Here is a 22,326-nt window from a genome sequence, read left to right on the forward strand (position 1 = left end):
ATGGCTGAGACACAGAAGGATTTTCGAGCCATCCTGATTGAAGCTGACGTGCCAAGGCGTCTTGACGAGCTGGCTGCCAGGCTTCGCACTATCCTTCCTAGTAATCTTTCAGTGTCTGATCATGATCTATGGAGTCGTAATGACGCGACAATATGGATTGAAGGGTTCTCGAGCTGGTGTCGCCTGCAATTGAAAATGAATGATATTTTAGGTAGTTCTCTTATTAAGATTAATATCAGATGTTGGGATAATAAATATGAGTTTATTCATAACGTAAGTCGGATTGGTTTTGCACCGAAAGCAATATCTTCGAGGCCATATGTCGGCTTCAATGATCGATCGGAGATCCCAATCGACGATGTATGTGCTGTTGCCCGTGAAGTGATGTGGCACATCGCGAATTTGCTGAAGTTGACGGAATTCCATGTTTGACGCGTCTATAAATCTTTAAACTGGATTGCGACATGGCCGTGACGCATCGCCGTTAGCAGGCGTCAAGCACAGGCGCCACACTGGTCCCGTCCAATCCGGGAGCCGCCGCCATGAGCCGCATTCGTGATGCCGCGTTGAACCGTCCGCTGAACGAGCCGGTGCTTCTCGATGCGGCGACCGAGCCGGTCGAGGCGGCGCCGCTCGGGCTCGACATCCGGGCGCGGATCGCGGAGATCGACGAGGCGCGGCTGCGCAAGGACCGGCTCGCCCGGCTGCGGCGCGAACTGGCCAAGCGCGACTATGCCGGCGCTCTGCTCAGCGATCCGATGAACATCCGCTACGCGACCGGCTCGCGCAACATGGCGGTCTGGACCATGCACGCGCCCGGCCGCTACGTCTTCGTGGCCACCGACGGGCCGGTGGTGATGTTCGAGTTCGGCACCACCCGCCACCTGACCGAGGGGCTCGACACGATCGACGACCTGCGCACCTCGATCCCGTGGTTCTATTTCCTGGCCGGCCCGCGCACCGAGGAGAAGACCGCGCTCTGGGCCAACGAGATCATCGCGCTGATGGCCGAGCACGGCGCCGGCAACCGCCGCCTCGCCGTCGACCGCTGCGAGCCCTGGGGGGCGCAGCGCCTAGTCGATGCCGGCATCCGTCTCTACGATGCGCAGGAGCCGCTCGAACAGGCGCGCATGATCAAGACGCCGGACGAGATCATGTGCCTGCAGCTGTCCATGGATGTCTGCGACATCGCCGTCGACCGCATCCGCCGGGCGCTGCGGCCGGGCCTGACCGAGAACCAGGTCTGGTCGATCCTGCACGAGACCAACATCGCCCATGACGGCGAATGGATCGAATGCCGCCTGCTGGCCTCCGGCGAGCGCACCAATCCGTGGTTCCAGGAATGCGGCAACCGGGAGATCCAGGCGGGCGACATCGTCGCCTTCGACACCGACATGGTCGGGCCGTTCGGCTATCTGGCCGATATCTCGCGCAGTTTCGTCTGCCCCGACAAGCGCCCGAGCGCCGACCAGCGCGCGCTCTACGAGATCGCGCAGGAGCAGGTGCTGACCAATATCGAGCTGATCCGGCCGGGCCTCGGCTTCCGCGATTTCTCCGAGCGCTGCTGGGCCGTGCCGGAAGCCTATGTGCCCAACCGCTACATGATGATGATCCACGGCGTCGGCTTCGTCGACGAATACCCGACCGTCGCCTATCTGGAGGACTATGCCGACTGGGGCTACGACGGCCATTTCGAGGAGAACATGGTCGTCTGCGTCGAAAGCTATATCGGCGCGGTCGGGGGCCGGGAGGGCGTCAAGCTCGAACAGCAGGTGCTGATCACCGCCAACGGCGCCGTGCCGATGTCGCGTGCGCCGTTCGTCGACGCGATGGAGCCGTAGCGGTCGCAGGCGGCCCCGCGTGATCGTCGCCGGGTGCTCAGCTTGGACCCGGGACCGCAGCGTCGAAACCGAAGGCGCCGCCGCGCAGGAGCGCGAGCAGCCGATCGATTCGTTCCGCGATTTCCGCGTCTGACGGTGGGCGGCCGAGTCCGATCAGCATCTTGAAGGCAAAGTCGCCGACCGTGGCGCCGAGCAGGATCCGGCCCAGTTCCAGGTCTGCGGGTCCTCGGATCAATCCCCGTTCGTGCAGCTTCGAAAGGACATCGACCACGATCTTCTCGGCCTGGTCGATGCCGCGTTCGCGCGTGCTCTCGGCAATCTCCGGAGCATGCGGGGCCTCGGCGATGACGAGCCTGGCCAGGGCCAGTTGGCGCGGGTTGAGCAGGACCGCTGAAAGCTCTTTTAAGACATTTCGTATAACGTCCGAGCCGTCGACATCATGATCGTCGTCATTCACCATGTATCTTGGTAGCGCTCCGATCGCCACGTCGATCAGTTCCGCAAAGAGAGCCTGTTTGTTCTCGAAGAAGAGGTAGATCGTTTTCTTCGACATGCCGCAGGAGCGTGCCACGTCGTCCATACTAGTCGCGGCGTAGCCGTTGGCGAAAAACAGGTCCTCGGCGGCAGCCAGGATCCGTTGCCGACGCTCCGCATCGGACAATGCCGGCGGGCGACCGGATTTTCGCCGGTCTCGGGGAGGTGATGCAGGTGCTTCCATCATCCCTTGACATTTGGAAACCGATCGGTTTCTGTCAATACGGAAACTTACCGGTTTCTAAAAGTTTCGCATGCCTCGCGCCGTGAAATCCGGCGCCGACGCCCTTCGGACTGGATTCCGATCGGAGAGAAAAATGTCAGTGATCATTCGAATGGCGTTGATCGGCCTGTCCGTCGTCGCGGCCCCGCTTCTGGCGGCGTGCCAACCGGACACGTCCGCCCGCTCGTCGCCGCCGCGCACCGTCCGCATCGCCGCAGTCCGTCCTGTCCATGTCGATCAGACGGTGACGCTGACCGGGACGATCGCCGCCCGCACCGAGACCGCCACTTCGTTCCGCACGAGCGGGCGGATCGTGGAACGGCTCGTCGATGTCGGCGATCATGTCCGAAAGGGTCAGGTGCTGGCCCGTCTCGATACCCGGACCCAGGTCGCCGACGTTCAGTCCGCGCAGGCCGGTGTGGTCGCCGCCGACGCGCAAGTCCGCCAGACGACGGCGGCCTTCGAGCGGTCTCAATCGCTGTTCGCCCAGGGTTTCGCCACGCGGCGCGATTTCGACCAGGCCAACAGGGCGATGAAGGTTGCGCAAGCCAATGCCGATTCGGCGCGCGCGCAGCTGGCCAGCGCCGAGGAGACGCTCTCCTTCGCCGAGTTGAAGGCGGATGCGGACGGCATCGTCACGTCGCGGCTGCTAGATGTCGGCGAGACCGCACAGGCCGCCAGCACCATGTTCTCGATTGCCTGGGACGGGCCGCGCGACGCGCTGTTCGACATCTACGAGGGCCTGCTTCTGGACGGCAGGACCGCCGAGCCGGTCGAGGTCGTCGTGCGCCTGGTTGCCGATGCCGCCGTGATGGCCAAGGGGCCGGTGCGCCAGGTGGCTCCGACCGTCGATGCCCAAACCGCGACGGTCCGCGTCAAGGTCGGCCTCGACGACGTGCCCGCCCGCATGACGCTCGGCGCGGCGGTGAGCGGCACGGGCCGCATCGCGTCGCCGATGGTCTTCGTGCTGCCTGCGGCCGCACTCACCTCCGACGACGGCAAGCCGGCCGTATGGGTCCTCGACCCGGCGACCCGCAGCGTCACGCCGCGCGCCGTCGTCGTCCGCTCCTATGGGGCCGACACCGTGATCGTGGACGGTGGCCTCTCGGAGGGAGAGAAGATCGCGATCGACGGCACCAAGTTGCTGCGGCCCGGACAGACTGTCGCCACTGCAGAGGAGACGGCATCCCGATGATCCGACCTTTTCTTATCGTCGGGCTGATGCTGCCGCTCGTTGCCTGCGGGGCCGAGGAACACAAGGCCGAGGCGCCGATCCGGCCGGTGAAGTTCACCGTGATCAAGCCGTTTCGCGATCAGGCTCAGGTCTTCACCGGGGTGGTCCAGCCTCAGGTCAGTACGGATCACAGCTTCCGTCTTCTCGGCCGGATCGTCAGCCGGCCCGTCGATGTCGGCGATACGGTGACCAAGGGCATGCTCCTCGCCACGCTCGATACACCCGTGCTGCAGAAGTCGGTCGACGCCGCCCAGGCGGCGCTGACCGGGGCGAATGCGACGCTTGCCAATGCCATCGGCGCGGAATCGCGGCAACGCATGCTGCGCCAGACGAACACGGCTTCCCAGGCCGACCTTGATTCCGCCGAGGAGTCCCTGCAGACGGCGCGGTCGGCGGCGGTCCAGGCCGCGGCTGCGCTCGAGAAAGCAAACGAGCAGCTCGGCTACGCACGTCTGGTTGCCGAGTTCGATGGCGTGGTGACGGCCGTCTCGGCCAATGCCGGTCAGGTCGTCGCCGCCGGGCAGGGGGTGGTCAGGGTCGCGAGCCCCGATCTGCGCGATGCGGTCGTCGACCTGCCGGATACGCTGGTCGGCCGGCTGAAGCTTGGCGAACCCTTCCGGGTCGCCCTGCAGCTGAAGCCCAGCATCCAGGCGGACGGCGTCGTGCGCGAGGTGGCACCGCTCGCCGACGCGGCCACCCGGTCGCGCCGGGTCAAGATCGCCCTGCAGAATCCCGGCGAGAGTTTCAGACTCGGATCGATCGTCAGCGTGCCGTTTCCGGGCGAGGACGCCGCCTTTCTGGCCTTGCCGAAGACCGCCGTGCTGGAGCTGGACGGGACGACCCGGGTTTGGGTCGTGCCCATGGACGGCGATCGCGTGACGGCACGACCGGTCAAGATCAGACCGGCACCTGACGGCCAATGGGTCGTGCTGGAAGGATTGAAGGAGGGCGAGCGGGTGGTGACGGCCGGCGTGAACAGCCTCGTCGAAGGTCAACGGGTCAAGATGGACGGAGCAGTGCGATGAAGGGCTTCAATCTCTCGGCCTGGGCACTGAACCACCGTTCGTTGCTTTGGTATTTCATGCTGGTCTTCTCGCTGGCGGGGTTCTTTTCCTATCTGAACCTCGGGCGGGAGGAGGATCCGTCCTTCACCATCAAGACCATGATCATTTCCGCCTCCTGGCCGGGCGCCACCGTCGAGGAAACCATCAAGCAGGTCACCGAGCGGATCGAGAAGAAGCTCGAGGAGTTGCCGCAGCTCGACTATACCCGCAGCATGTCGGTGGCGGGTCGGACGGTCATCTTCGTCAATCTGCGCGACACGACCAAGGGCAGGGACGTGCCGAACGTCTGGGCGCGGGTGCGCAACATCGTCGCCGACATCAAGTCCGATCTGCCCAGCGGCGTGGTCGGGCCGGCTTTCAACGACGATTTCGGCGACGTGTTCGGCAACATCTATGCCTTCACGGCCGACGGCTTCAGCCAGCGCGAACTGCGCGACTATGTCGAGGATGCGCGCTCCAAGATCCTGACCGTGAACAATGTCGGCAAGGTCGATCTGGTCGGAGCCGAAGACGAGGTGATCTTTCTGGAATTCTCGCCGCGGCAACTCGCCGCCTATGGCATTTCCCAGTCGACCGTGGTCCAGACCCTCCAGGCGCAGAATGCCGTCACGCCCTCGGGCGTGATCCAGACCGGGGCCGACCGGGTCAGCGTGCGGGTCAGCGGGCAATTCGCCTCCGAGGAAAGCCTGCGCAACATCAACCTGCGCGTCAACGACCGGTTCTTCCGGCTGTCCGATGTGGCAACCATCACGCGCGGCTATGCCGATCCGCCCGACACCCTGTTCCGCTTCAACGGCAAGCCGGCCATCGGTCTGGCGGTCGGCATGAAAAGCGGTGCCAACCTACTGGCCTTCGGCAAGGCTCTCGAAACCGAGATCGAGCGGATCGAGGCCGAATTGCCGATCGGCATCTCGGTCCACCTCGTCTCCGATCAACCGAAGGTCGTTGAAGAGGCGGTGTCGGGCTTCACCAAGGCACTGTTCGAAGCCGTGGCCATCGTGCTGGTGGTCAGCTTCGTCAGCCTGGGTGTGCGTGCCGGACTGGTCGTTGCGGTGGCGATCCCGCTGGTGCTCGCCATGACCTTCATCATCATGGAATATGCCGGCATCTCCCTGCAGCGCATCTCGCTCGGCGCCCTGATCATCGCGCTCGGGCTTCTGGTCGACGATGCCATGATCGCGGTCGAGATGATGGTCGCGCGGCTGGAGGCCGGGGACGACCTCAAGAAGGCGGCGACCTACGTCTATACCTCCACGGCCTTTCCGATGCTGACGGGGACACTGGTCACGGTCGCGGGCTTCATCCCGGTCGGATTGAACAACAGCAATGCCGGCGAGTTCACCTTCACGCTCTTCGTGGTCATCGCCACGTCGCTCGTGCTGTCCTGGATCGTCGCGGTTCTGTTCACGCCGCTTCTCGGCGTCGCCATCCTGCCGAAGACCATGAAACAGCATCACGGCTCGAAAGGCCCGTTCGGGGTGGCCTTCGCGGCCGTCCTCGATGTCTGCATGCGCTGGCGCTGGCTGACCATCGGCGGAACCCTCGTCGCCTTCGTGGTCTCCGTCTACTGCATGCAGTTCGTGCAGCAGCAGTTCTTCCCCTCGTCGGACAGAACCGAACTGATTGTCGACTGGAACCTGCCGCAGAGCGCTTCCATTGCCGAGACGTCCGCCCAGGTGGCGCGGTTCGAGCAGGAGCAGCTGACCGGAAATGCCGATATCGTTCGCTGGTCGAGCTATATCGGCGAAGGCGCCAAGCGCTTCCTGCTCTCCTTCGACGTCCAGCCCAGCAGTCCGTCTTTTGCTCAGACCGTGATCATCGCCAAGGACATCGAGGCCCGGAACCGTCTGAAGATCAAGTTCTCGGAATATCTTCAGAAGACGTTCCCGAACACCGATGCCTACGTGAAGCTGCTGGATATCGGGCCTCCGGTCGGGCGTCCGGTCGCCTACCGGGTCAGCGGGCCGGACATCCGCAAGGTCCGCGAGATCTCGATGGCGTTCGGCAGCGTCATGGCGAGCAATCCGCATCTGGGTGAGATCATCTTCGACTGGAGCGAACCCGCGCGCGTCGTGAAGGTCGACGTGATGCAGGATCGCGCCCGGCAGTTGGGTATCTCCTCGGAGACGATCGCCTCCTTGCTGAACGGAATCGTCGGCGGGACGACGGTCACGCAGGTGCGCGACGACGTCTATCTCATCGACATCGTCGGCCGGGCCGTCGCGGCGGAACGCAGTTCGGTGGAGGGTCTGGCGAGCCTGCAGCTGCCGACCTCCGATGGTCGTTCCGTCCCGCTCGCCGCCGTGGCGACCTTCCGCTACGAGGTCGAGCAGCCGGTCGTCTGGACGCGGTCGCGCGTGCCGACCGTGACGGTACAGGCGGGGATCAAGGACGGCCTCCAGCCGGCTACGGTGGTTCAGGCTCTCGAACCGAAGGTCGCGGCGTTCAAGGCGGCATTGCCCGCCGGCTATCGCATCGAGATCGGCGGTTCCGTCGAGGCGAGCGCCCAGAGCCAGGGGCCGATTGCGGCCGTCGCGCCGTTGATGCTGTTCACCATGGCGACGATCCTGATGATCCAGTTGCAGAGCTTCAGCCGGCTGTTTCTGGTCTTTGCCGTCGCCCCGCTGGCGATCATCGGCGTCGTCGCCGCGCTCCTGCCGAGCGGTGCGCCGATGGGCTTCGTGGCCATCCTGGGCGTGCTGGCCCTGATCGGGATCCTGATCCGCAACTCGGTCATTCTCGTGGACCAGATCGAGACCTTGCGGACCGAGGGGATGGACGCCTGGAATGCCGTCCGGGAGGCGACTGAGCAGCGGATGCGGCCGATCCTGCTGACCGCCGCCGCCGCGAGCTTCGCGCTCATTCCCATCGCGCGCGAAATCTTCTGGGGGCCGATGGCCTACGCGATGATGGGCGGCATCATCGTCGGCACGGTTCTGACCTTGCTGTTCCTGCCGGCGCTCTATGTCGCCTGGTTCCGCATCAAACCCGCGCCCGCGCCGGCGGAGCATTCGTCGGACGGCCATGCGCCGGACGCCGATCGGCTCGCATCCTGAACGCAATCGCATCCGGCGCGGGCCGGCGGATGCGCGTCGGGGCTGGGGACATTCGGGGGGATCAGACGGGTCGGGAGGGCGGCAACCGCCGCCCTCAGGCGACCGCGACTTTCGAACCTGGCGGGGCCAGTGCGGCGCCGACCGCGCGGCGGATATCGGCCAGGCTGAAAGGCTTCAGGACCACGTCGCGAACCAGATGGTCGAGCCCATGAGCGCGTTCGCGCTGATCGGCATAGCCGGTCATCAGGAGAAGCGGCAGGTCGGGGAAGTCGCGCGCAGAATTCAGCGCCAGTGCGATCCCATCCATGACCGGCATTTTGATATCCGACACGATCAGGTCGAAGGCGCCCTTCTCGCGGCGCAGGACCTCCAGCGCCGTGGCGCCATCTTCGGTGGGCAGGACCGCATGCCCGTCGAACTCCAGCGCGCGCTTGACGAAAGCGCGCACGGAATCGTCGTCCTCTACGAGGAGTATGCGCGCCATGGCGACGCTCCTTGCCGGCCGAATCAGCCCCCCTCCCTTACATACCCGATAAAGGGCAATTCGCGGAAGGCGTGACCCGCATCCATGCCATAGCCGACCACGAACTTGTCCGGGCAGACGAAGCCGACGAAATCGGCCTCGATCGGGGCGACGCGCTTGCCCGGCTTGTCGAGCAGCACCGCGACGCCGACGCGGGCGGCGCCGCGCTCCGCAATGGTCTGCTTGGCATAGGCCAGCGTCCGGCCGGATTCCAGGATGTCGTCGACCAGCAGGACGTTGCGACCCTGCACGGCGGTCTCGATGTCGCGGATCACGGTGACCACGCCCGAGGATGTGGTGCCTTCCCGGTAGCTCGACAGCGACATGAAATCGACTTCCGGCGAGATGCCGGCGAAATGCAGCGCTCGGATCAGGTCGGCGGCGAAGACGAAGCTGCCCTTCAATACGGCCACGACAAGCACGTTATCGACATAGCCGGCATCGTGGATCTCGCGGGCCAGGGCGGCATTGCGTCCGGCGATCGCCTCGGCCGGAAACAGGACTTCGATATCGGATGTCTTCATGGATGGGCTGCCTGCCGGCTCCTGCGTTCGGTAAAGCGGATCTGCACGTCGCGCGCATCGTCGGGTGGGGCGGCGAGGCGGGTTCGGAAGCGCACGCTAGCACCGGGCGATACCGAAGTGGCCTTCGGATCGACCGACCAGGCGTAGATTTCCTGTCGATCGTCGCCACGCAGGGCGAGCCGGATCGAAGGCAGCGGACGAGCCGAATCGGTCGGATTGCTGATCTCGCCTTCGACGACCAGCACGGGCTGGCCGCTCTCCAACTCGCGGATGGTCTCGATCTTTTGGAAGACGAGGCCGCGCAGGTTCACCTCGAAGCCGATCGCCCGGTAGAGCCCGGCCATGCTCGGCATGGCCTCCACGATGGCCGCGCGCATCACGATGGTGGCGAGCGGCAGCAGGATCGCGAGGCCGAACAGCGCAAGGCCGATCCAGGGCTTGGCGGCGGTGTAGCTGGCCCGATAGTCGAGATTGGGCAGGCGGATGCGCCGCTTCTGCGGCCGCTTCACGCGGATCGACGGCCGCTTGGCGAGGCTTTCGACATCGCCGTGGCCTTCGGCCTTGGCGGTCGGTTCCGGCACGCGTCCGTCGCCCTCGGATGCGGCTTCGCCTGCGGACGGCCGGGCTGCGGCTCCGATCGGGACGAGCGGAGCGCGGGCCGATGCCGGGTCCGGCCAGTCGGCCGGGTCGGCGGCGACCGGCGCGAGATCGGAACCGACGGCCTCAGCCTCTGCGGCCCGCACTGGCGCCGAGGCGGGCGGTTCCGCCTCGGTCTCGTCGGCAGGCGGCGCCGCGTCGGTGCCAGGGCGGACATCCGGTTCGGGACGGTCCAGGTCGCCCGGAGACGGGCGCTCGGGTCGGGGCTGGAGGGGTGACGGGCGGTCGGTTTCGATCCGCGCGGATGCGGGGCGCTCCGGCACGCCGGGTCCGGGCGCCGCCTCGGCGCGGAACGGGGCCTCGCCATCGCGCCCGGAGTTCTCTGTCGCGGCGTCATCCGCCTGGGTCGCGTGCCAGCGCAGGCCGCAGCGCGCGCAGCGCACGGTCCGCCCCTTCGGCCCGATCTTGTCGGCCGGGACGGTATAGCTGGTGTCGCAGTTCGGGCAGGTGATCCGCATGGCTCTTCTGGCGGCCGAAATCCTCGGGGGCGTTCTGGTTTCGCCGCATTAGGCCTGCATAACCCTTGCGTTTTCGGAAACGCGACGCCGCAGGTGCGCCCGTGGCACCCAGGCGGCGTTTTGCATAGGATGAAGCCGGATCGGGAGTGTCCCGAATCGGCCATCTGCGGCATGCCCGGGAGGGCCGGACGTGATCAAGTTCGAGAATGTGGGCCTGCGCTACGGGATGGGTCCCGAGGTGCTGCGCGATCTCACCTTCGAGATCGCCCCGCGTTCGTTCCAGTTCCTGACCGGGCCTTCGGGCGCGGGCAAGACGAGCCTGATGCGGCTCCTGTTCCTCTCGCTCCGCCCGACGCGAGGCCTGATCACCGTGTTCGGCCACGAGACCTCGCGGCTCGGCCGCGCCGACCTGCCGCAGCTCAGGCGCCGGATCGGCGTCGTGTTCCAGGATTTCCGCCTGCTCGACCACCTGACCACCTACGAGAATGTCGCCCTGCCGCTGCGCGTGGTCGGCCGCGAGGAGGCCGAATACCGCGCCGACGTGGTCGATCTCCTGAACTGGGTCGGGCTCGGCGAGCGCATGCATGTGCTGCCGCCGGTGCTCTCGGGCGGCGAGAAGCAGCGCGCCGCCATCGCCCGCGCCCTGATCACCAAGCCGGAAGTGCTGCTTGCCGACGAGCCGACCGGCAATGTCGATCCGCCGCTCGCCCGCCGTCTGCTGCGCCTGTTCGTCGAATTGAACCGGCTCGGCACCTCGGTGGTCATCGCGACCCACGACCTGACGCTCATGGAGCAGTTCGACGCCCGTCGGATGATCCTGGCCGACGGCCGCATCATGATCGACGAGTGAGGGGCCATGAGCGAACCGGTCGGTCCGGGTGGCGGGGGTGAGGGGGGCGGCGGACGCGGGCCGGACCGGCCACGCCGCCCTGTGACCACGCCTCTGCCGCCGCAGATGCGCCCGCCGGCCGGTGCGGCGGGCGGCGGGTCGGGCGCGTCCCGGCCGGCCGCCTCCGGTGCCGCGCCGGCCGCAACGCGCGGTCAGGTCCCGGCGCGCACCGGGCCGAAGACCACTGGCCGGGCGGCCGCGCCGTCCGGCGCCCGCCGGCCGATGCGACCCCTCGCGCGTTCGCAGCCGAGCGTGCCGGTGGTGCCGCCGCAGGCGGTCGCCGGCCGGGCGCTGATCCTGGTCGTCGCCATCATGGGCTTCCTCGCCTGTCTCGCCTTCGGCGTGCTGACGCTGGTCTCCGATGCGGCCAGGAGCTGGCAGCTCGACGTGTCGCGCGAGGTCACGATCCAGCTGAAGCCCGTCGACGGGGTCCCGGTGGAGGCCAACCTGCAGGCCGCCATGGCGGTCGCGCGCGAGACCGAGGGGGTCCGCGACGTGCGCCTCCTGTCGGAACGCGACAGCGCCCGCCTGCTGGAGCCCTGGCTCGGCGCCGGGCTGGATCTGTCCGGCCTGCCGGTGCCGCGGCTGATCGTCCTGGAACTTTCCGATCCCGCCGCCGCCGATCTGATCGGCCTGCGCAGCCGGCTGGCGCGCGAGGTTCGCGGGGCGGTGTTGGACGATCACAGCGTCTGGGCGGCTCGGCTCAGAACCATGGCCGGCACCATGGTGGTGGCGGGCTGGCTCGTGGTCATCCTGGTGCTCAGCGCGATGGTGCTGTCGGTGGTCTTCGCCACCCGGGCCGCGATGGCCGGGAACCGGGACGTGATCGAGGTGTTGCATTTCGTCGGCGCGGAGGACGGCTTCGTCGCGCGCGAATTCCAGCGCCACTTCCTGCTGCTCGGGCTGCAGGGCGGCGCGGCCGGTGGTCTGACCGCGATGCTCGCCTTCGCGGTCGCCGACTGGATCACCCGGGTGACGCCCGGCACCGCGGCCAGCGATCAGGCCCAGGCCCTGTTCGGCGGCTTTTCGGTCGGCTGGACGGGCTATCTCGGGGCGGTCGGCATCGTCGCCCTGGTCGCAGCGCTGACCGCCGTCACATCGCGGCTGACGGTGCGCAGCTATCTGAACCAGATGGACTGAGCGGCGGGGCGGGCCGCCGGCCATCGGGGCGGCGCCGACCCGTGGCGTCGGACCGTATCGTGCGATCGAGGAGTGAATGACGGCATTCGGGTCGGGTCCAGCGACGGAGACTTCCAACCGGCGGCGCGGCCGGGTGAGGCGTGCGCTCGCGGCGGCGGCCGCATTGCCGGCGCTGGCGCTCACCGCTGTTCTGGTCGGCTTCGTCTGGTTCGCGGATCACGTCGCCACCGGCTATCTGCCGGCAGACGACCATGCCGATGGGATCGTGGTCCTGACCGGCGGCCGGGATCGGGTCCAGCTTGCCGTCGAACTGCTCGAGCAGGGCCGCGCGCGCCGGCTGCTGATCTCGGGCGTCCATCCCGCCACCACAGCCCACGACATCCAGCGCGCGACGGAGGCCAATCCGGGGCTGTTCGCCTGTTGCGTCGATCTCGGCCATCAGGCGGAGACGACGACCGGCAATGCGCTGGAAGCCGACATCTGGGCGCGGGCGAACGGCTTCGAGTCGCTCATCGTGGTGACCAGCGCCTACCATATGCCGCGCGCCCTGCTGGAACTCGAAAGCTCGCTGCCGGGCGTGCGGCTCGTGCCGCGCCCGGTCAAGCGGCCTGAACTGGAGCTCGACACCTGGTATCGCCGGCCCGGCACGGTGAAGCTTCTCTTGGCCGAATACGTGAAGTATATGCTCGCGCGCGTCCGCCTCGGCCTGGAATTGGTCGGTCGCGCCTGAGACACTGCCGCGGGCGGCGATGCGGGCCGGTCGGGCGACGGCTCCGCGGACCGGTCCGTCTCGCCGCCCGCCGACCTGCCGCGATCTTCGCGCCCGACATCCCCCCGGCCCCCCGCCCCGGATCCCCTCGACGATGCTGTTGTTCCTGCGCTCTCTGGCCTTCAACGTCGCCTTTTACATCAACATGATCGTCTGGATGATCGTGCTTCTGCCGGCCATGCTGCTGCCCAAGCGCATCCTGCATGCCGGCATCCAGGTGTGGTCGCGGCTGAATCTGGTCCTGCTCGAGGCGATCGCCGGGACCCGCGTCGAGATTCGCGGCCTGGAGAATCTTCCGGCCGGCGGCGTGCTGGTCGCGTCGAAGCACCAATCGACCTTCGAGACCCTGGCGCTGCTGCATCTCTTTCACGATCCCGTGTTCGTCCTGAAGAAGGAACTGGTCTGGATTCCGGTCTTCGGCTGGTTCTGCGCCAAGGTCGGCATGATTCCGGTCGATCGCGCGGGCGGCCGCGAGGCGCTGCGGGCGATGACCAAGCGCTCGGTCGAGGCGCTGCAGGCCGGGCGATCGGTACTGATCTATCCGGAAGGCACGCGACGGCCGCCGGGCGTCGAGCCCGCCTACAAGGTCGGGGTCGCGTTTCTGTATCGCGCCACCAAGGCGCCCCTGGTGCCGGTGGCCTTGAATTCCGGCCTGTTTTGGCCGCGGCGGGGCTTCTTTCGCTATCCCGGGCGCCTGATCGTGCAATTCCTGCCGCCGATCGAACCTGGCCTGTCGGCCGAGGCGGTGATGACCCGGCTCCAGGACGTGATCGAGACGGCCTCCGATGCGCTGGCCATCGAGGCGCTGGAGAGCCCCAATCCACCACCGGCGCCGGCATCGGCGGCCCGCTATCTGGCCGAGCGTCGCAAGTCGGTCACGCCGGCGTGAATAATCGCACTGCGTCGATTTGACACATTGGCTGGTCTTCTTGTTGCCGGGCCATGACCGCACGCATGCGGTCATGACGAACAAGCATGCCGATTCGCTTGCGGCAGCCTTGGGAATGTTCTATGAATGTTCTCACTGGAGACAACGATGTGCCGTCCCGCCTTCATGACCGCAGGAAGCCCTGACAGTGCCCGTGCCATCGGCCTTGCGGATCGCTTCCGCTATTGGAGCGGGGCATCCGGGCGCCGTTACCTGTTCTCCTGCGTCGCCGCTGACACGCTCGACGATCTCGCCGAAGCGGTCCTGCTGATCGTCGTCGAACCGGACGGCGAGGCGGCCCATGGCGAGCCGCGTCTGGTCTGGATCGGTTCGATCGATCGCGACGGCGTCCGCCACGGCCGTTCGCTTGGCCCGATCCCCACTGAGCGCACCCGCTGCTGGGCGCATTTCCTGGCCCGCGACGAAGATGCCCGGGCCGCCATCCTGGCCGACCTCACAGGATCCTGAGGCGCGAGATCGGACGCGGCGGCACGGGGTTCGGCCGGCCGCCCCGAGACCGATCATGCGGCGGACGATCGGATCCGCCGATCCGGCCCGTCGGGACGCCTCCGATGCGGCCGGACCACGGTGCGGCGCCCGGACCCAACCCGGCCCGCTATTCCACGTCGTCCACATCCGCCGCCGGCGAATGGCCCGGCCGCACGCGCAGATGGGCGGCGAGGGCTTCGATCAGGCCGTCGCGAATGCCGAGCCCGGCCATATGGTCGGCGGTGTTGAGGACATAGTCCGGATTGGCGCCCGAGATGCCGCGCCCCTGGCGGACATGACGGACGAGGTCGGGCAGGGCCAGCTTGCCGGCATACTGGGGATGGTTGCGGTCGACCACGTAGAAGAGTGCCGGCACGGTCCGCCCCGAACCGTCCGCCAGCGCGGCCGGGCGCACCATCTCGCGATAGACCGCGGTCACCTGTTCGCGTTCGCGCAAATAGGCCAGCACCGCGGCCGCCTTGGCCGCCTCGACCCTGAAGGCGAGGCCGCGGCAGGCCCCGCCGCGATCGAGGCCGAGCACGAGGCCCGGGTGTTCGCGGGTGCCGCGATGGACCCAGGAATAGACGCAGAGCGACCTGTGCCAGCCGTTGACGCGCGCCGGTACCTGTTCGACAGGGGCGAAACCCGGCCGCCACATCAGCGAGCCATAGCCGAAGACCCAGAGATCCTGCCCGTCCAGCATGTCATGTCCGCGTTCTGGCCTCCCGTCCGCTCGGCGTGCGAAGCGGCGGTCCGCGGCGGGTTATCAAGGCCGGGCCCGCAGCGCAATACGGAAGCGGCCGGGGCCGGCACGGGATCGCGTCGGCGCGGGCAAGCGGCGACGGACGGGACCCTCCGGCGCGTCGGTCCGTCGCCGGCCGCGCGTGCCATCGCCCGCCGCCTGCCCGGTGGCGGATCGGCTTGACCTGGGCCGAGAACTGCCGCAATCGGTCGCAATCTTCAGTCCGCGGTGCTCGGACCGGATCTCTTCTTCTTGGCACGCCGACCGGTGCGAAGTTCGTGCGGACTTCCGGCTTCGGGGCGGGCAGCAGTGAAAGGCGCGGCGTGATGGCAGGGACGGCGAAACCATCGGGGCGGCTCGGACCCAAGCTGATCCTCGGGCTGGTGCTCATCGCGGCCGGGCTGTGGACGGCCGCCTGGTTCTATATCCGCGGCCAGGTCTCGACCGAGATCGACCGCTCGCTCGCGCAAATGGCCGCCGGAGGCCTCGCGATCGAGTGTCCGGACCGCAGTGTCGCCGGCTATCCGTTCCGCATCGAGATCCGCTGCGACGGGCCGACCTTCGAGGATCGCACCAGCGGCCTGAAGGCTACCGCCCGGGGCCTGCGCGCGGTTGCGCTGGTCTATCAGCCGAACCTGATCATCGTCGAACTGGATGCACCCGTCACGGCAACGACCCGCACCGGCGCGAAGCTCTCCGCCCAGTGGGGCGTGATGCAGACGAGCCTGCGCTTTCGCGACGCCGAGTTGCAGCGCGCGTCGGTCTCCTTCGACACGCTCGAAGGCCGCTGGACGCCGGTCGGCCAGCCGGAGGCGACGCTCGCCGCGACAAGGCTCGAACTGCACGGCCGGCGCGACGAGGCCGTCGAAGGTCTGGACATCGCCGCCTTCGTCACCGCCGGATCGGTCACCGCGGGCGGCCAGCGCCTCGGCCCCGGGGCCGTCACTATGTCGCTCGACGCGAGCCTCGTGCGCCTGCCGCTGGAGCCGGGCGGAGGGCCGCATTTCCTGGCCGACTGGGCCGACAGCGACGGCCGGGTCGCGCTGAAGTCGGTCAAGGCCGCCGCCGGGCCGGCGACCATCGAGGGGCGCGGCGAGATCCGCCTGGAGACCGACGGGATGCTGTCGGGGGCGATCACCCTGATCGCCAACAATCTGGAACGGCTCGGCGAGGCGCCGGAGCCGGCCAAGGCCAATGCCGGGAACGGCAAGCCCGCCAAGGACGTGGCCGGCCCGCCCGAGATCACCGTGACGCCCGAGATGGCGGCGCTCGCCGGCGGCTTCCTGCTCTTCGGCAAGCCCGCCAAGGACGGGCCGCCAGGCGGCCGCAGCCTCGAATTCACCCTCGACCACGGGCGCATGAAGCTCGGCGCGACCCCGCTCGGCCGGCTGCCGCCGCTCTTCCTGGTTCCGCAGGGCTCATAGTCCGGCGCGCGGGCGTTATGGCGTCCGTCCGGTCCGCGCCGGCTTGCGGCGGCTTCCGAAGCGGGTGCGCAGCGCATCGCGCAGGCCCCGGGCGAGCGCGCGGGTGCGGTCGTGGAGTTCGAACTCGAAGCCCTTGAGGCTGACCCCGAAATTGCCGCGCCCGGCCGGCCCGACGATCAGCGTGCCGATGCGGATGCGCTCGCGCCACAGATGCTCGATCATCGGGTGGCCGGCCACCGCGAGGCTGTCGGCGAGCCGGAAGCCGGGATCGTCGAGCAGCCGCGCGGTCGACTGCAGCATGATCTGCACGCCGGGCGACATCGCCGCATGGGCCTCGTCATAGGCGATCTTCCACGGCCAGGCGGTTCCGCCGTCGCGGACGCGCAGCAGGAGCGCGACAGGCCGCCCGTCGAGACGAAGCCGGTCGATCGTCAGGGCGCCGCTCCGGCCGAGCGCGGCGACGGCCGTCTCCATGAAGCCGCGCGCGGCCGGTTCCTGGCGCAGAGCGGTGCCGTTGCGGCCCTTCCATCCGGCGGCCTCCAGGGTGAGGTACTCGACGAAGGCCGCCGGGATCTCGTCCGGGTTCGTAACCGTATCGCCGACCAGATGGCCCTGTTCGGCGAGCCGGCGGCCCTGCCGCGCATATTCCTTGCGCCGGCGCGGCTCGATCGCCGCCAGCCGATGCGCCTCGGGGCTGCGCCCCCCGGCCAGCGCCGCCCGCTCGTGCATGCCATGGCCCGCCCAGGCGAGGCCGAGCGATCGCGCAGCCTCGACGAAGGCGGCGTGCACCGGCCCGTCCAGCCGCTGGTCGGGCAGAGCGAAGGCGCCGAGCCGCCGGCCGGTCCGGTCCGACAGGTGCGACAGGAGCGCCATCCAGGCCGCCTCGGCGCCGCCGGGGCCGTCCGGCGCCACCAGCGGGGTGCCGAGTGGGGCATAGTCGTCGCTCCAGAGCGCCGTCAGACGTCCGGTCAGGCCGAAGCCGATGCGCCGTCGGGAGACGGCGGCGAGCAGGACCAGTCGTCCGTCCGGTGCCTCGACCGTCACCAGTTCGGCCTGGGGCGCGAAGGCGGCGAGGCGCGGCGGCAGGACATCGGGGCCCAGAAAGACATTCGGCTCCAGAGCCCGGCGCGCCAGATCGCGCCACGCCGACGCAATGTCTGCCGTCTCGGCCAGACGCCGCCTTCGGACGACCAGCCCGTCCGGGTCCTCCTGCGCGCGAGTGCCAGTGCCCGTGCCGTGGCCGGCCGTCTGCGACGGCGCCTTCCCGGCGACGACCGACGGTCCGGCGGCAACCGCGAGACGGGCCGGCTCGGTGCGGACAGGCATCCCGATCCGGGCAGCCGCGGGCGCGGTCACTGGGTGATCACGATCCGGCTCGATTGAAGCCCGTGTTCGCGCACCAGCGCAAACAGTTCCTTGGCATTGGCGGGGGCGAGGCGGACACAGCCATGGGAGGCCGGCTTGCCGAGCCGGGCGACCTCGGTGGTGCCGTGGACCGCATAGCCGCCGGTGAAGAAGATCGAATGCGGCATCGGCGCATTCTTGTACTTCTTCGAGCGGTGCTGGGCCGACAGCCACTGCGCCTTGTAGGCGCCGGTCGGCGTATTGTAGCCGCGGCGGCCGGTCGACACCGTCCATTCCTTGGCGGGCATGCCGTCGACATAGACGACCATCTTCTGCGTGGAAATCTGCACCCGCGCCTCGACCGCGGCTTCGGCGGACGGGCTCGCGAACGCAAGCAGGAGGACAGCGAGGAGTGCGGCAAAGAAGATACGCATGACCGGGACGCTCCGTACTGACAATTGCGTGGACGGAAACCGCCCGAGTTTATTCAGGCCCGGGCTTTCGTCCAGGTCTGTTGCAAGATGTTTGATGTTTTTAGACTGGCGGCTGACTAGCTGGCGTGCCGGAAGGCGCGGGCGCTGGTCACAGCCGCGTGCAGGTCGCGCACGCTGTAGGGCTTCTCGATCCAGCCGGCGAGCACGCTCGGCAGCAGGGCCGGGCGGGCGCGTCCGGTCACCGCGATCAGGGCGGCGCCGCGGGTGCCCGGGCGGGATGCCAGATCGATGGCGAGGTCGAGCCCGTCGCGATCGGGCAGGCCGAAGTCGATCAGGGCCACGTCGAAGGCATGCCGATCGGCCTGTTCGACGGCCTCTTCGGCACAACTTGCCATGGTTGCTTCGGCCCCGAAGGCTTCCAGCATGGTTTCTGCCAGGCGACGTGCGATCTCATGGTCGTCCACGACCAGAACTTCCAGGCCGGCTGCGCCAGTCCTGCCAGATGGGTCGAGTGATCGGGCCACGAAATCGTCTCCGCATGGCTGGTGACCGGAAAACCCTATCGCGGCGGTTTTAAATCTTCGCTAAACGGCAAGCTCAACAATTGGTACATCGCATGACTTTCGCCGAGATCGGTGTCATCGTCCTGCCGGTCTTCGGGCTGGTCGGGCTCGGTTTTCTGGCGAGCCGCTTCGGGCTGGTCGGCGACCGGGTCGGCGACGGGCTCGGCGACTTCGTCAATGTGATCGGCATTCCGCTGCTGATCTTCCGCACCGTCGGCACCGCGCATTTCCCCGACCAGTCGCCCTGGCCGCTGTGGTTCGCCTATTTCGGCGGCGTGATCGTCGCCTGGGCGCTCGGCACTCTGATCGCCACGCGCGTGTTCGGACGGTCGCGCACCGAGGGCGTCATCGCCGGCGCCTGCGCGTCCTTCTCCAACACCGTCATGGTCGGCGTGCCGCTGATCGTCTCGGCCTATGGCGAGGCCGGCGCACTGCCGCTGTTCATGCTGATCTCTGTCCACCTGCCGGTGATGATGGTCGTCGGCACGCTGATGACCGAACGCGCGGCCCGGCTCGACCGCGGCGCCGTCGAGCCCTTCCATCTCGGCCGCGTGCTGATGCGCATCCTGCGCAATCTGCTCACCAACGCGCTGGTGATCGCCCTGGCGGCCGGCGCCCTGTGGCGGATGACCGGCCTGCCGCTCTCCGGCGTGCCGCGGACGGTGATCGACCAGCTCGCCAGCGCAGCCGTGCCCTGCGCCCTGTTCGCGCTCGGCATCGGTCTGAAGCGCTACGGCCTGTTCGGTGAGTTTCGCATCGCGGCGGCGCTGTCGGTGGTCAAGCTCCTGGTCATGCCCGCCTTCGTGCTGGTGCTGGCCCATTTCGTCTTCGGCCTGACGCCGCTCTGGACGGCCGTCCTGACCGTGACTGCCGGCTGCCCGTCGGGCGTCAACGCCTATCTGTTCGCAGTCCGCTTCGACACCGCCCATGGCACGGCCTCGAATTCGATCGGACTGTCGACGGCGCTGGCCGGCTTCACCATGGTGTTGCTGTTCAACGCCGTCGTTCAGTTCGGCTGACCGACCCGGTCCGGTTCGGTTCGGCCTCAGGTTCCAATCCAACCATCCTGCAGATGTCGGCGGGCGTCGCGCCGGAGGCGCGCAGGGCGGCGAGGCTGGTATCGCGCAGCGACTTGGAGAGCTTGCGGCCCGAGCCGTCCAGAATCAGCCGGTGGTGCCGGTAGACCGGTTCCGGCAGGCCGAGCAGCCTCTGCAGCAGGCGATGCACCGAGGTCGCGTGGAACAGGTCGCGGCCGCGCACCACATGCGTCACGCCCTGCAGTGCGTCGTCGACCACGACGGCGAGATGATAGCTGGTCGGCGTGTCCCGGCGGGCGAGGATCACGTCGCCCCAGCGTTCCGGTTCGGCGGCGACGCGGCCGGTCTCGCCCCCCGGGCCTTCGCCCTCCTCTTGCCAGGCGAGCCCATCCCCGGCCGCCGCGCAGGCTTTAGCCATCCGGAGCCGCCAGGCGAACGGCGCGCCCGCAGCGATCCGGCGTTCCGCCTCAGCGGCGTCGAGATCCCGGTCGTCGCCCGGATCGAGCGGTGCGCCGTCCGGATCGCGCGGCCAGGCCCGGCCGTCCGCCTCCGCCGCCTCGACCCGCGCCTTGATCGCGCCGCGCGACAGGAAGGCCGGATAGACCAGCCCGATGTCGGTCAGCCGGGCGAGCGCGGCCGCATAGTCGGCGAAATGCTCCGACTGGCGGCGGACCGGCGTTTCCCAGCGGAGCCCCAGCCAGGCCAGATCGGCCAGGATGCCGGCCTCGAACTCCGGCCGGCAGCGCGTCGTGTCGATATCCTCCATCCGCAGCAGGAACCGCCCCCCGGCGGCGTTCGCGGCGCGGAAATCGGTCAGGGCCGAGAAGGCATGGCCGAGATGCAGGTCGCCGTTGGGGCTTGGTGCGAAGCGGAAGACGGGGCGGGTCATGGCCTGCAAGGCTATTCGATTCGCCCGGCCTTGACGCCGGGCGCCCGATGGCGCCTATCCGGGGGACGGGAGGGACCGGGATGCGGCGGATCGAGAGCGAAGACGACATTGCGGCCGGCCTCGCGGCGCTCGCCGATCTCGACCCGCGGCTGGCCGCCGTGATCGCGCGTGCCGGCCCGGTCCCGCTGCGCCGCCGTCCGCCGGGTTTCGAGGGGCTGGCGCGGATCATCGTCGCGCAGCAGATCTCGGTCTCCGCCGCCACCGCCATCTGGACGCGCTTCGCGGCGCTGGTCGATCCGCTCGATCCGGCCCGCCTGCTCGCCGCCACCGCGGAAGACCTGCGCGGCGCCGGCCTGTCGGCGCCGAAGGTGCGCACTCTCAGGGCGATCTCCGAGGCGATCGTCGGTGGCGCGGTTGATCTCGAACAGGTCGCCGTCTATTCGCCCGAGGAGGCGCATCGGGTGATGACCGCCATTTCGGGCGTCGGCCCCTGGACGGCGGATATTTTCCTCTTGTTCTGCGCCGGCCATCCGGACATCTGGCCGGGTGGCGATCTGGCGCTGCAGCACGCGGTCCGGATCGCCTTCGCGATGGAGACGCGCCCGGCCGAGAAGCCGTGCCGGGCGATCGCGGAGGCCTGGGCGCCCTGGCGGGGGGTCGCCGCGCGCCTGTTCTGGGCCTATTATGCTGCTGTCAAAGAGGGCCGCGACACCTTGCCTGCCTGACGCGTCCGCCGCGATACGCCGTTCCTGCCCGTCCCGAACGTCCCGCAATCCCCGCGCCCCAAGGCCCGCCCATGCCGCTTCTCGATGGTCCCCGTCTCGCTCCGGCCTATGGCGGCCCGGCGCAGCGCCTCGTCGTCCTGCTGCATGGCTACGGCGCCGACGGGCACGACCTGATCGAACTGGGCCGCGATTTCGCCCGTGTGCTGCCGACCGCCGCCTTCGTGGCGCCGAATGCGCCGGAGCGCTGCGACATGACCGGGCTCGGCTACCAGTGGTTCCCGCTCAGCTTCCGCGATCCGTCCGAGTTCTGGCGCGGCGTCAACCAGGCCGCTCCGCTGCTCGACGCCTTCCTGGACGACGAACTGGCCCGTCACGGCCTGACCGAGGCCGATGCGGCGCTGATCGGCTTCAGCCAGGGCACCATGATGGCGTTGCATGTCGGCCCGCGCCGGCGGCGCGCTTTTGCCGGGCTGGTCGGCTTCTCCGGCCTGCTGGCCGGCCCGCGCGAGCTGGCCGGCGAGGCGCGCTCCAAGCCGCCGGTCCTTCTGCTGCACGGGCAGGACGACGATGTTGTCCCGGTTGCCTTTCTGGAGCCGGCGGTCGCCACGCTGACGGCGGCGGGCCTGCCGGTCGAGTGGCACCGCCTGCCCGGCCTCGGCCATGGCATCGACGAGACCGGCCTGAGCTTCGCGGTCGAATTCCTGGCCGGCCGGCTCGGTTCCCGGGCCGCGGCCTGACCGCCGTCCAGAGTTATCCGGTTGCCGACAGCCATCCGGCTGCCGCATGGCAGCCCGGCGGATCGCCGTAGGTGGCAATCCGCGTCAGGATCTCGTGGTCTT

General features: G+C 68.4%; 23 protein-coding genes. 14 read left to right on the forward strand and 9 right to left on the reverse strand.

Annotated elements, in window-relative coordinates; all coding sequences use genetic code 11:
• Together KL771_RS16700 and KL771_RS16705 are read left to right on the forward strand one after the other, a co-directional pair.
• Complete coding sequence (locus KL771_RS16700) at positions 1-432, forward strand: hypothetical protein (RefSeq protein WP_261969676.1); 432 nt, start codon at positions 1-3, stop codon at positions 430-432.
• A gap of 110 nt (positions 433-542) precedes the next feature.
• Positions 543-1,841 (forward strand): M24 family metallopeptidase, encoded by a 1,299-nt coding sequence (locus tag KL771_RS16705; protein WP_054362155.1) that lies wholly within the window; start codon positions 543-545, stop codon positions 1,839-1,841.
• 37 nt (positions 1,842-1,878) lie between these two features.
• Here KL771_RS16705 and KL771_RS16710 read toward each other — a convergent pair whose 3' ends face one another.
• Positions 1,879-2,502 carry a TetR/AcrR family transcriptional regulator gene (locus tag KL771_RS16710; RefSeq protein WP_261969677.1) on the reverse strand — a complete coding sequence of 208 codons (624 nt, stop codon included), beginning with the start codon at positions 2,500-2,502 and terminating at the stop codon, positions 1,879-1,881.
• 190 nt (positions 2,503-2,692) lie between these two features.
• Here KL771_RS16710 and KL771_RS16715 point away from each other — a divergent pair, with 190 nt between their 5' ends.
• From KL771_RS16715 to KL771_RS16725, 3 genes are read left to right on the forward strand one after another with little or no spacing between them, the layout of a single operon-like run.
• Positions 2,693-3,793, forward strand: a complete 1,101-nt coding sequence (locus KL771_RS16715; protein ID WP_261969678.1) for an efflux RND transporter periplasmic adaptor subunit — start codon at positions 2,693-2,695, stop codon at positions 3,791-3,793.
• Positions 3,790-4,857 carry an efflux RND transporter periplasmic adaptor subunit gene (locus KL771_RS16720; protein WP_261969679.1) on the forward strand — a complete coding sequence of 356 codons (1,068 nt, stop codon included), beginning with the start codon at positions 3,790-3,792 and terminating at the stop codon, positions 4,855-4,857. Before KL771_RS16715 ends, KL771_RS16720 begins: the two co-directional genes overlap by 4 nt.
• Positions 4,854-7,952 (forward strand): efflux RND transporter permease subunit, encoded by a 3,099-nt coding sequence (locus KL771_RS16725; protein WP_261969680.1) that lies wholly within the window; start codon positions 4,854-4,856, stop codon positions 7,950-7,952. The genes KL771_RS16720 and KL771_RS16725 overlap by 4 nt, the downstream gene beginning before the upstream one ends.
• Before the next feature lie 94 nt (positions 7,953-8,046).
• Here KL771_RS16725 and KL771_RS16730 read toward each other — a convergent pair whose 3' ends face one another.
• The 3 genes from KL771_RS16730 to KL771_RS16740 are packed head-to-tail and all read right to left on the reverse strand — an operon-like array spanning position 8,047 to position 10,114.
• Positions 8,047-8,436, reverse strand: a complete 390-nt coding sequence (locus KL771_RS16730; RefSeq protein WP_261969681.1) for a response regulator — start codon at positions 8,434-8,436, stop codon at positions 8,047-8,049.
• A 23-nt stretch (positions 8,437-8,459) separates the two neighbouring features.
• On the reverse strand, positions 8,460-8,999 hold the full coding sequence (gene hpt / locus KL771_RS16735; RefSeq protein WP_261969682.1) for a hypoxanthine phosphoribosyltransferase: 540 nt from the start codon (positions 8,997-8,999) through the stop codon (positions 8,460-8,462).
• A complete protein-coding gene (locus tag KL771_RS16740; RefSeq protein WP_261969683.1) occupies positions 8,996-10,114 on the reverse strand; it encodes an MJ0042-type zinc finger domain-containing protein in 1,119 nt (372 codons plus the stop codon). The genes hpt and KL771_RS16740 overlap by 4 nt, the downstream gene beginning before the upstream one ends.
• A gap of 190 nt (positions 10,115-10,304) precedes the next feature.
• On the opposite strand from KL771_RS16740, the gene ftsE reads away from it, so the two are divergent.
• The 5 genes from ftsE to KL771_RS16765 all read left to right on the forward strand — a co-directional run bounded on the left by ftsE (position 10,305) and on the right by KL771_RS16765 (position 14,308).
• A complete protein-coding gene (gene ftsE, locus KL771_RS16745) occupies positions 10,305-10,964 on the forward strand; it encodes a cell division ATP-binding protein FtsE (protein WP_261969684.1) in 660 nt (219 codons plus the stop codon).
• Positions 10,965-11,225: 261 nt separating this feature from the next.
• Positions 11,226-12,143 (forward strand): cell division protein FtsX, encoded by a 918-nt coding sequence (locus KL771_RS16750; RefSeq protein WP_261969685.1) that lies wholly within the window; start codon positions 11,226-11,228, stop codon positions 12,141-12,143.
• 133 nt (positions 12,144-12,276) lie between these two features.
• Positions 12,277-12,873, forward strand: a complete 597-nt coding sequence (locus KL771_RS16755) for a YdcF family protein (protein ID WP_261969686.1) — start codon at positions 12,277-12,279, stop codon at positions 12,871-12,873.
• A gap of 133 nt (positions 12,874-13,006) precedes the next feature.
• Positions 13,007-13,801 (forward strand): lysophospholipid acyltransferase family protein, encoded by a 795-nt coding sequence (locus tag KL771_RS16760; protein ID WP_261969687.1) that lies wholly within the window; start codon positions 13,007-13,009, stop codon positions 13,799-13,801.
• 147 nt (positions 13,802-13,948) lie between these two features.
• Positions 13,949-14,308 (forward strand): hypothetical protein, encoded by a 360-nt coding sequence (locus tag KL771_RS16765; protein ID WP_261969688.1) that lies wholly within the window; start codon positions 13,949-13,951, stop codon positions 14,306-14,308.
• 148 nt (positions 14,309-14,456) lie between these two features.
• Here the strand turns inward: KL771_RS16765 and KL771_RS16770 are convergent, their stop codons facing one another.
• A complete protein-coding gene (locus KL771_RS16770; protein ID WP_261969689.1) occupies positions 14,457-15,032 on the reverse strand; it encodes a gamma-glutamylcyclotransferase in 576 nt (191 codons plus the stop codon).
• 365 nt (positions 15,033-15,397) lie between these two features.
• On the opposite strand from KL771_RS16770, the gene KL771_RS16775 reads away from it, so the two are divergent.
• Positions 15,398-16,495 (forward strand): DUF2125 domain-containing protein, encoded by a 1,098-nt coding sequence (locus tag KL771_RS16775; protein WP_261969690.1) that lies wholly within the window; start codon positions 15,398-15,400, stop codon positions 16,493-16,495.
• 15 nt (positions 16,496-16,510) lie between these two features.
• On the opposite strand, the gene KL771_RS16780 is transcribed toward KL771_RS16775, so the two are convergent.
• The 3 genes from KL771_RS16780 to KL771_RS16790 form a co-directional block, all read right to left on the reverse strand.
• A complete protein-coding gene (locus tag KL771_RS16780) occupies positions 16,511-17,821 on the reverse strand; it encodes a GNAT family N-acetyltransferase (RefSeq protein WP_261969691.1) in 1,311 nt (436 codons plus the stop codon).
• Between the two features lie 26 nt (positions 17,822-17,847).
• On the reverse strand, positions 17,848-18,273 hold the full coding sequence (locus tag KL771_RS16785; RefSeq protein ID WP_261969692.1) for a L,D-transpeptidase: 426 nt from the start codon (positions 18,271-18,273) through the stop codon (positions 17,848-17,850).
• Between the two features lie 116 nt (positions 18,274-18,389).
• Positions 18,390-18,797 carry a response regulator gene (locus KL771_RS16790; RefSeq protein ID WP_315901506.1) on the reverse strand — a complete coding sequence of 136 codons (408 nt, stop codon included), beginning with the start codon at positions 18,795-18,797 and terminating at the stop codon, positions 18,390-18,392.
• A gap of 92 nt (positions 18,798-18,889) precedes the next feature.
• Between KL771_RS16790 and KL771_RS16795 the strand changes: the two genes are divergently transcribed.
• Positions 18,890-19,855, forward strand: a complete 966-nt coding sequence (locus tag KL771_RS16795) for an AEC family transporter (RefSeq protein ID WP_261969694.1) — start codon at positions 18,890-18,892, stop codon at positions 19,853-19,855.
• Here the strand turns inward: KL771_RS16795 and gluQRS are convergent.
• Positions 19,830-20,762, reverse strand: coding sequence for a tRNA glutamyl-Q(34) synthetase GluQRS (gluQRS, locus tag KL771_RS16800; RefSeq protein WP_261969695.1), 933 nt, complete (start codon positions 20,760-20,762; stop codon positions 19,830-19,832). The two genes, KL771_RS16795 and gluQRS, sit on opposite strands and share 26 nt — an antisense overlap.
• An 80-nt stretch (positions 20,763-20,842) precedes the next feature.
• Between gluQRS and KL771_RS16805 the strand changes: the two genes are divergently transcribed.
• Entirely contained in the window at positions 20,843-21,487 is a 645-nt protein-coding gene (locus KL771_RS16805; RefSeq protein WP_261969696.1) for a DNA-3-methyladenine glycosylase family protein, read from the forward strand.
• A 71-nt stretch (positions 21,488-21,558) separates the two neighbouring features.
• Positions 21,559-22,224, forward strand: coding sequence for an alpha/beta hydrolase (locus tag KL771_RS16810; protein ID WP_261969697.1), 666 nt, complete (start codon positions 21,559-21,561; stop codon positions 22,222-22,224).
• Positions 22,225-22,326: the final 102 nt, after the last annotated feature.

Origin of the sequence: Prosthecodimorpha staleyi, from assembly GCF_018729455.1 — a bacterium.
Taxonomy (GTDB): Bacteria; Pseudomonadota; Alphaproteobacteria; order Rhizobiales; family Ancalomicrobiaceae; genus Prosthecodimorpha; species Prosthecodimorpha staleyi.

What these genes read in the sequence shown, in the direction of transcription:
- KL771_RS16700 (WP_261969676.1), top strand. Translation starts at nt 1, where the DNA reads ATGGCTGAGACACAGAAGGATTTTCGAGCCATCCTGATTGAAGCTGAC.
- KL771_RS16705 (WP_054362155.1), top strand. Translation starts at nt 543, where the DNA reads ATGAGCCGCATTCGTGATGCCGCGTTGAACCGTCCGCTGAACGAGCCG.
- KL771_RS16715 (WP_261969678.1), top strand. Translation starts at nt 2,693, where the DNA reads ATGTCAGTGATCATTCGAATGGCGTTGATCGGCCTGTCCGTCGTCGCG.
- KL771_RS16720 (WP_261969679.1), top strand. Translation starts at nt 3,790, where the DNA reads ATGATCCGACCTTTTCTTATCGTCGGGCTGATGCTGCCGCTCGTTGCC.
- KL771_RS16725 (WP_261969680.1), top strand. Translation starts at nt 4,854, where the DNA reads ATGAAGGGCTTCAATCTCTCGGCCTGGGCACTGAACCACCGTTCGTTG.
- KL771_RS16730 (WP_261969681.1), bottom strand. Translation starts at nt 8,436, where the DNA reads ATGGCGCGCATACTCCTCGTAGAGGACGACGATTCCGTGCGCGCTTTC.
- hpt (WP_261969682.1), bottom strand. Translation starts at nt 8,999, where the DNA reads ATGAAGACATCCGATATCGAAGTCCTGTTTCCGGCCGAGGCGATCGCC.
- KL771_RS16740 (WP_261969683.1), bottom strand. Translation starts at nt 10,114, where the DNA reads ATGCGGATCACCTGCCCGAACTGCGACACCAGCTATACCGTCCCGGCC.
- KL771_RS16750 (WP_261969685.1), top strand. Translation starts at nt 11,226, where the DNA reads ATGCGACCCCTCGCGCGTTCGCAGCCGAGCGTGCCGGTGGTGCCGCCG.
- KL771_RS16760 (WP_261969687.1), top strand. Translation starts at nt 13,007, where the DNA reads ATGCTGTTGTTCCTGCGCTCTCTGGCCTTCAACGTCGCCTTTTACATC.
- KL771_RS16765 (WP_261969688.1), top strand. Translation starts at nt 13,949, where the DNA reads ATGTGCCGTCCCGCCTTCATGACCGCAGGAAGCCCTGACAGTGCCCGT.
- KL771_RS16770 (WP_261969689.1), bottom strand. Translation starts at nt 15,032, where the DNA reads ATGCTGGACGGGCAGGATCTCTGGGTCTTCGGCTATGGCTCGCTGATG.
- KL771_RS16775 (WP_261969690.1), top strand. Translation starts at nt 15,398, where the DNA reads ATGGCAGGGACGGCGAAACCATCGGGGCGGCTCGGACCCAAGCTGATC.
- KL771_RS16780 (WP_261969691.1), bottom strand. Translation starts at nt 17,821, where the DNA reads ATGCCTGTCCGCACCGAGCCGGCCCGTCTCGCGGTTGCCGCCGGACCG.
- KL771_RS16785 (WP_261969692.1), bottom strand. Translation starts at nt 18,273, where the DNA reads ATGCGTATCTTCTTTGCCGCACTCCTCGCTGTCCTCCTGCTTGCGTTC.
- KL771_RS16795 (WP_261969694.1), top strand. Translation starts at nt 18,890, where the DNA reads ATGACTTTCGCCGAGATCGGTGTCATCGTCCTGCCGGTCTTCGGGCTG.
- gluQRS (WP_261969695.1), bottom strand. Translation starts at nt 20,762, where the DNA reads ATGACCCGCCCCGTCTTCCGCTTCGCACCAAGCCCCAACGGCGACCTG.
- KL771_RS16805 (WP_261969696.1), top strand. Translation starts at nt 20,843, where the DNA reads ATGCGGCGGATCGAGAGCGAAGACGACATTGCGGCCGGCCTCGCGGCG.
- KL771_RS16810 (WP_261969697.1), top strand. Translation starts at nt 21,559, where the DNA reads ATGCCGCTTCTCGATGGTCCCCGTCTCGCTCCGGCCTATGGCGGCCCG.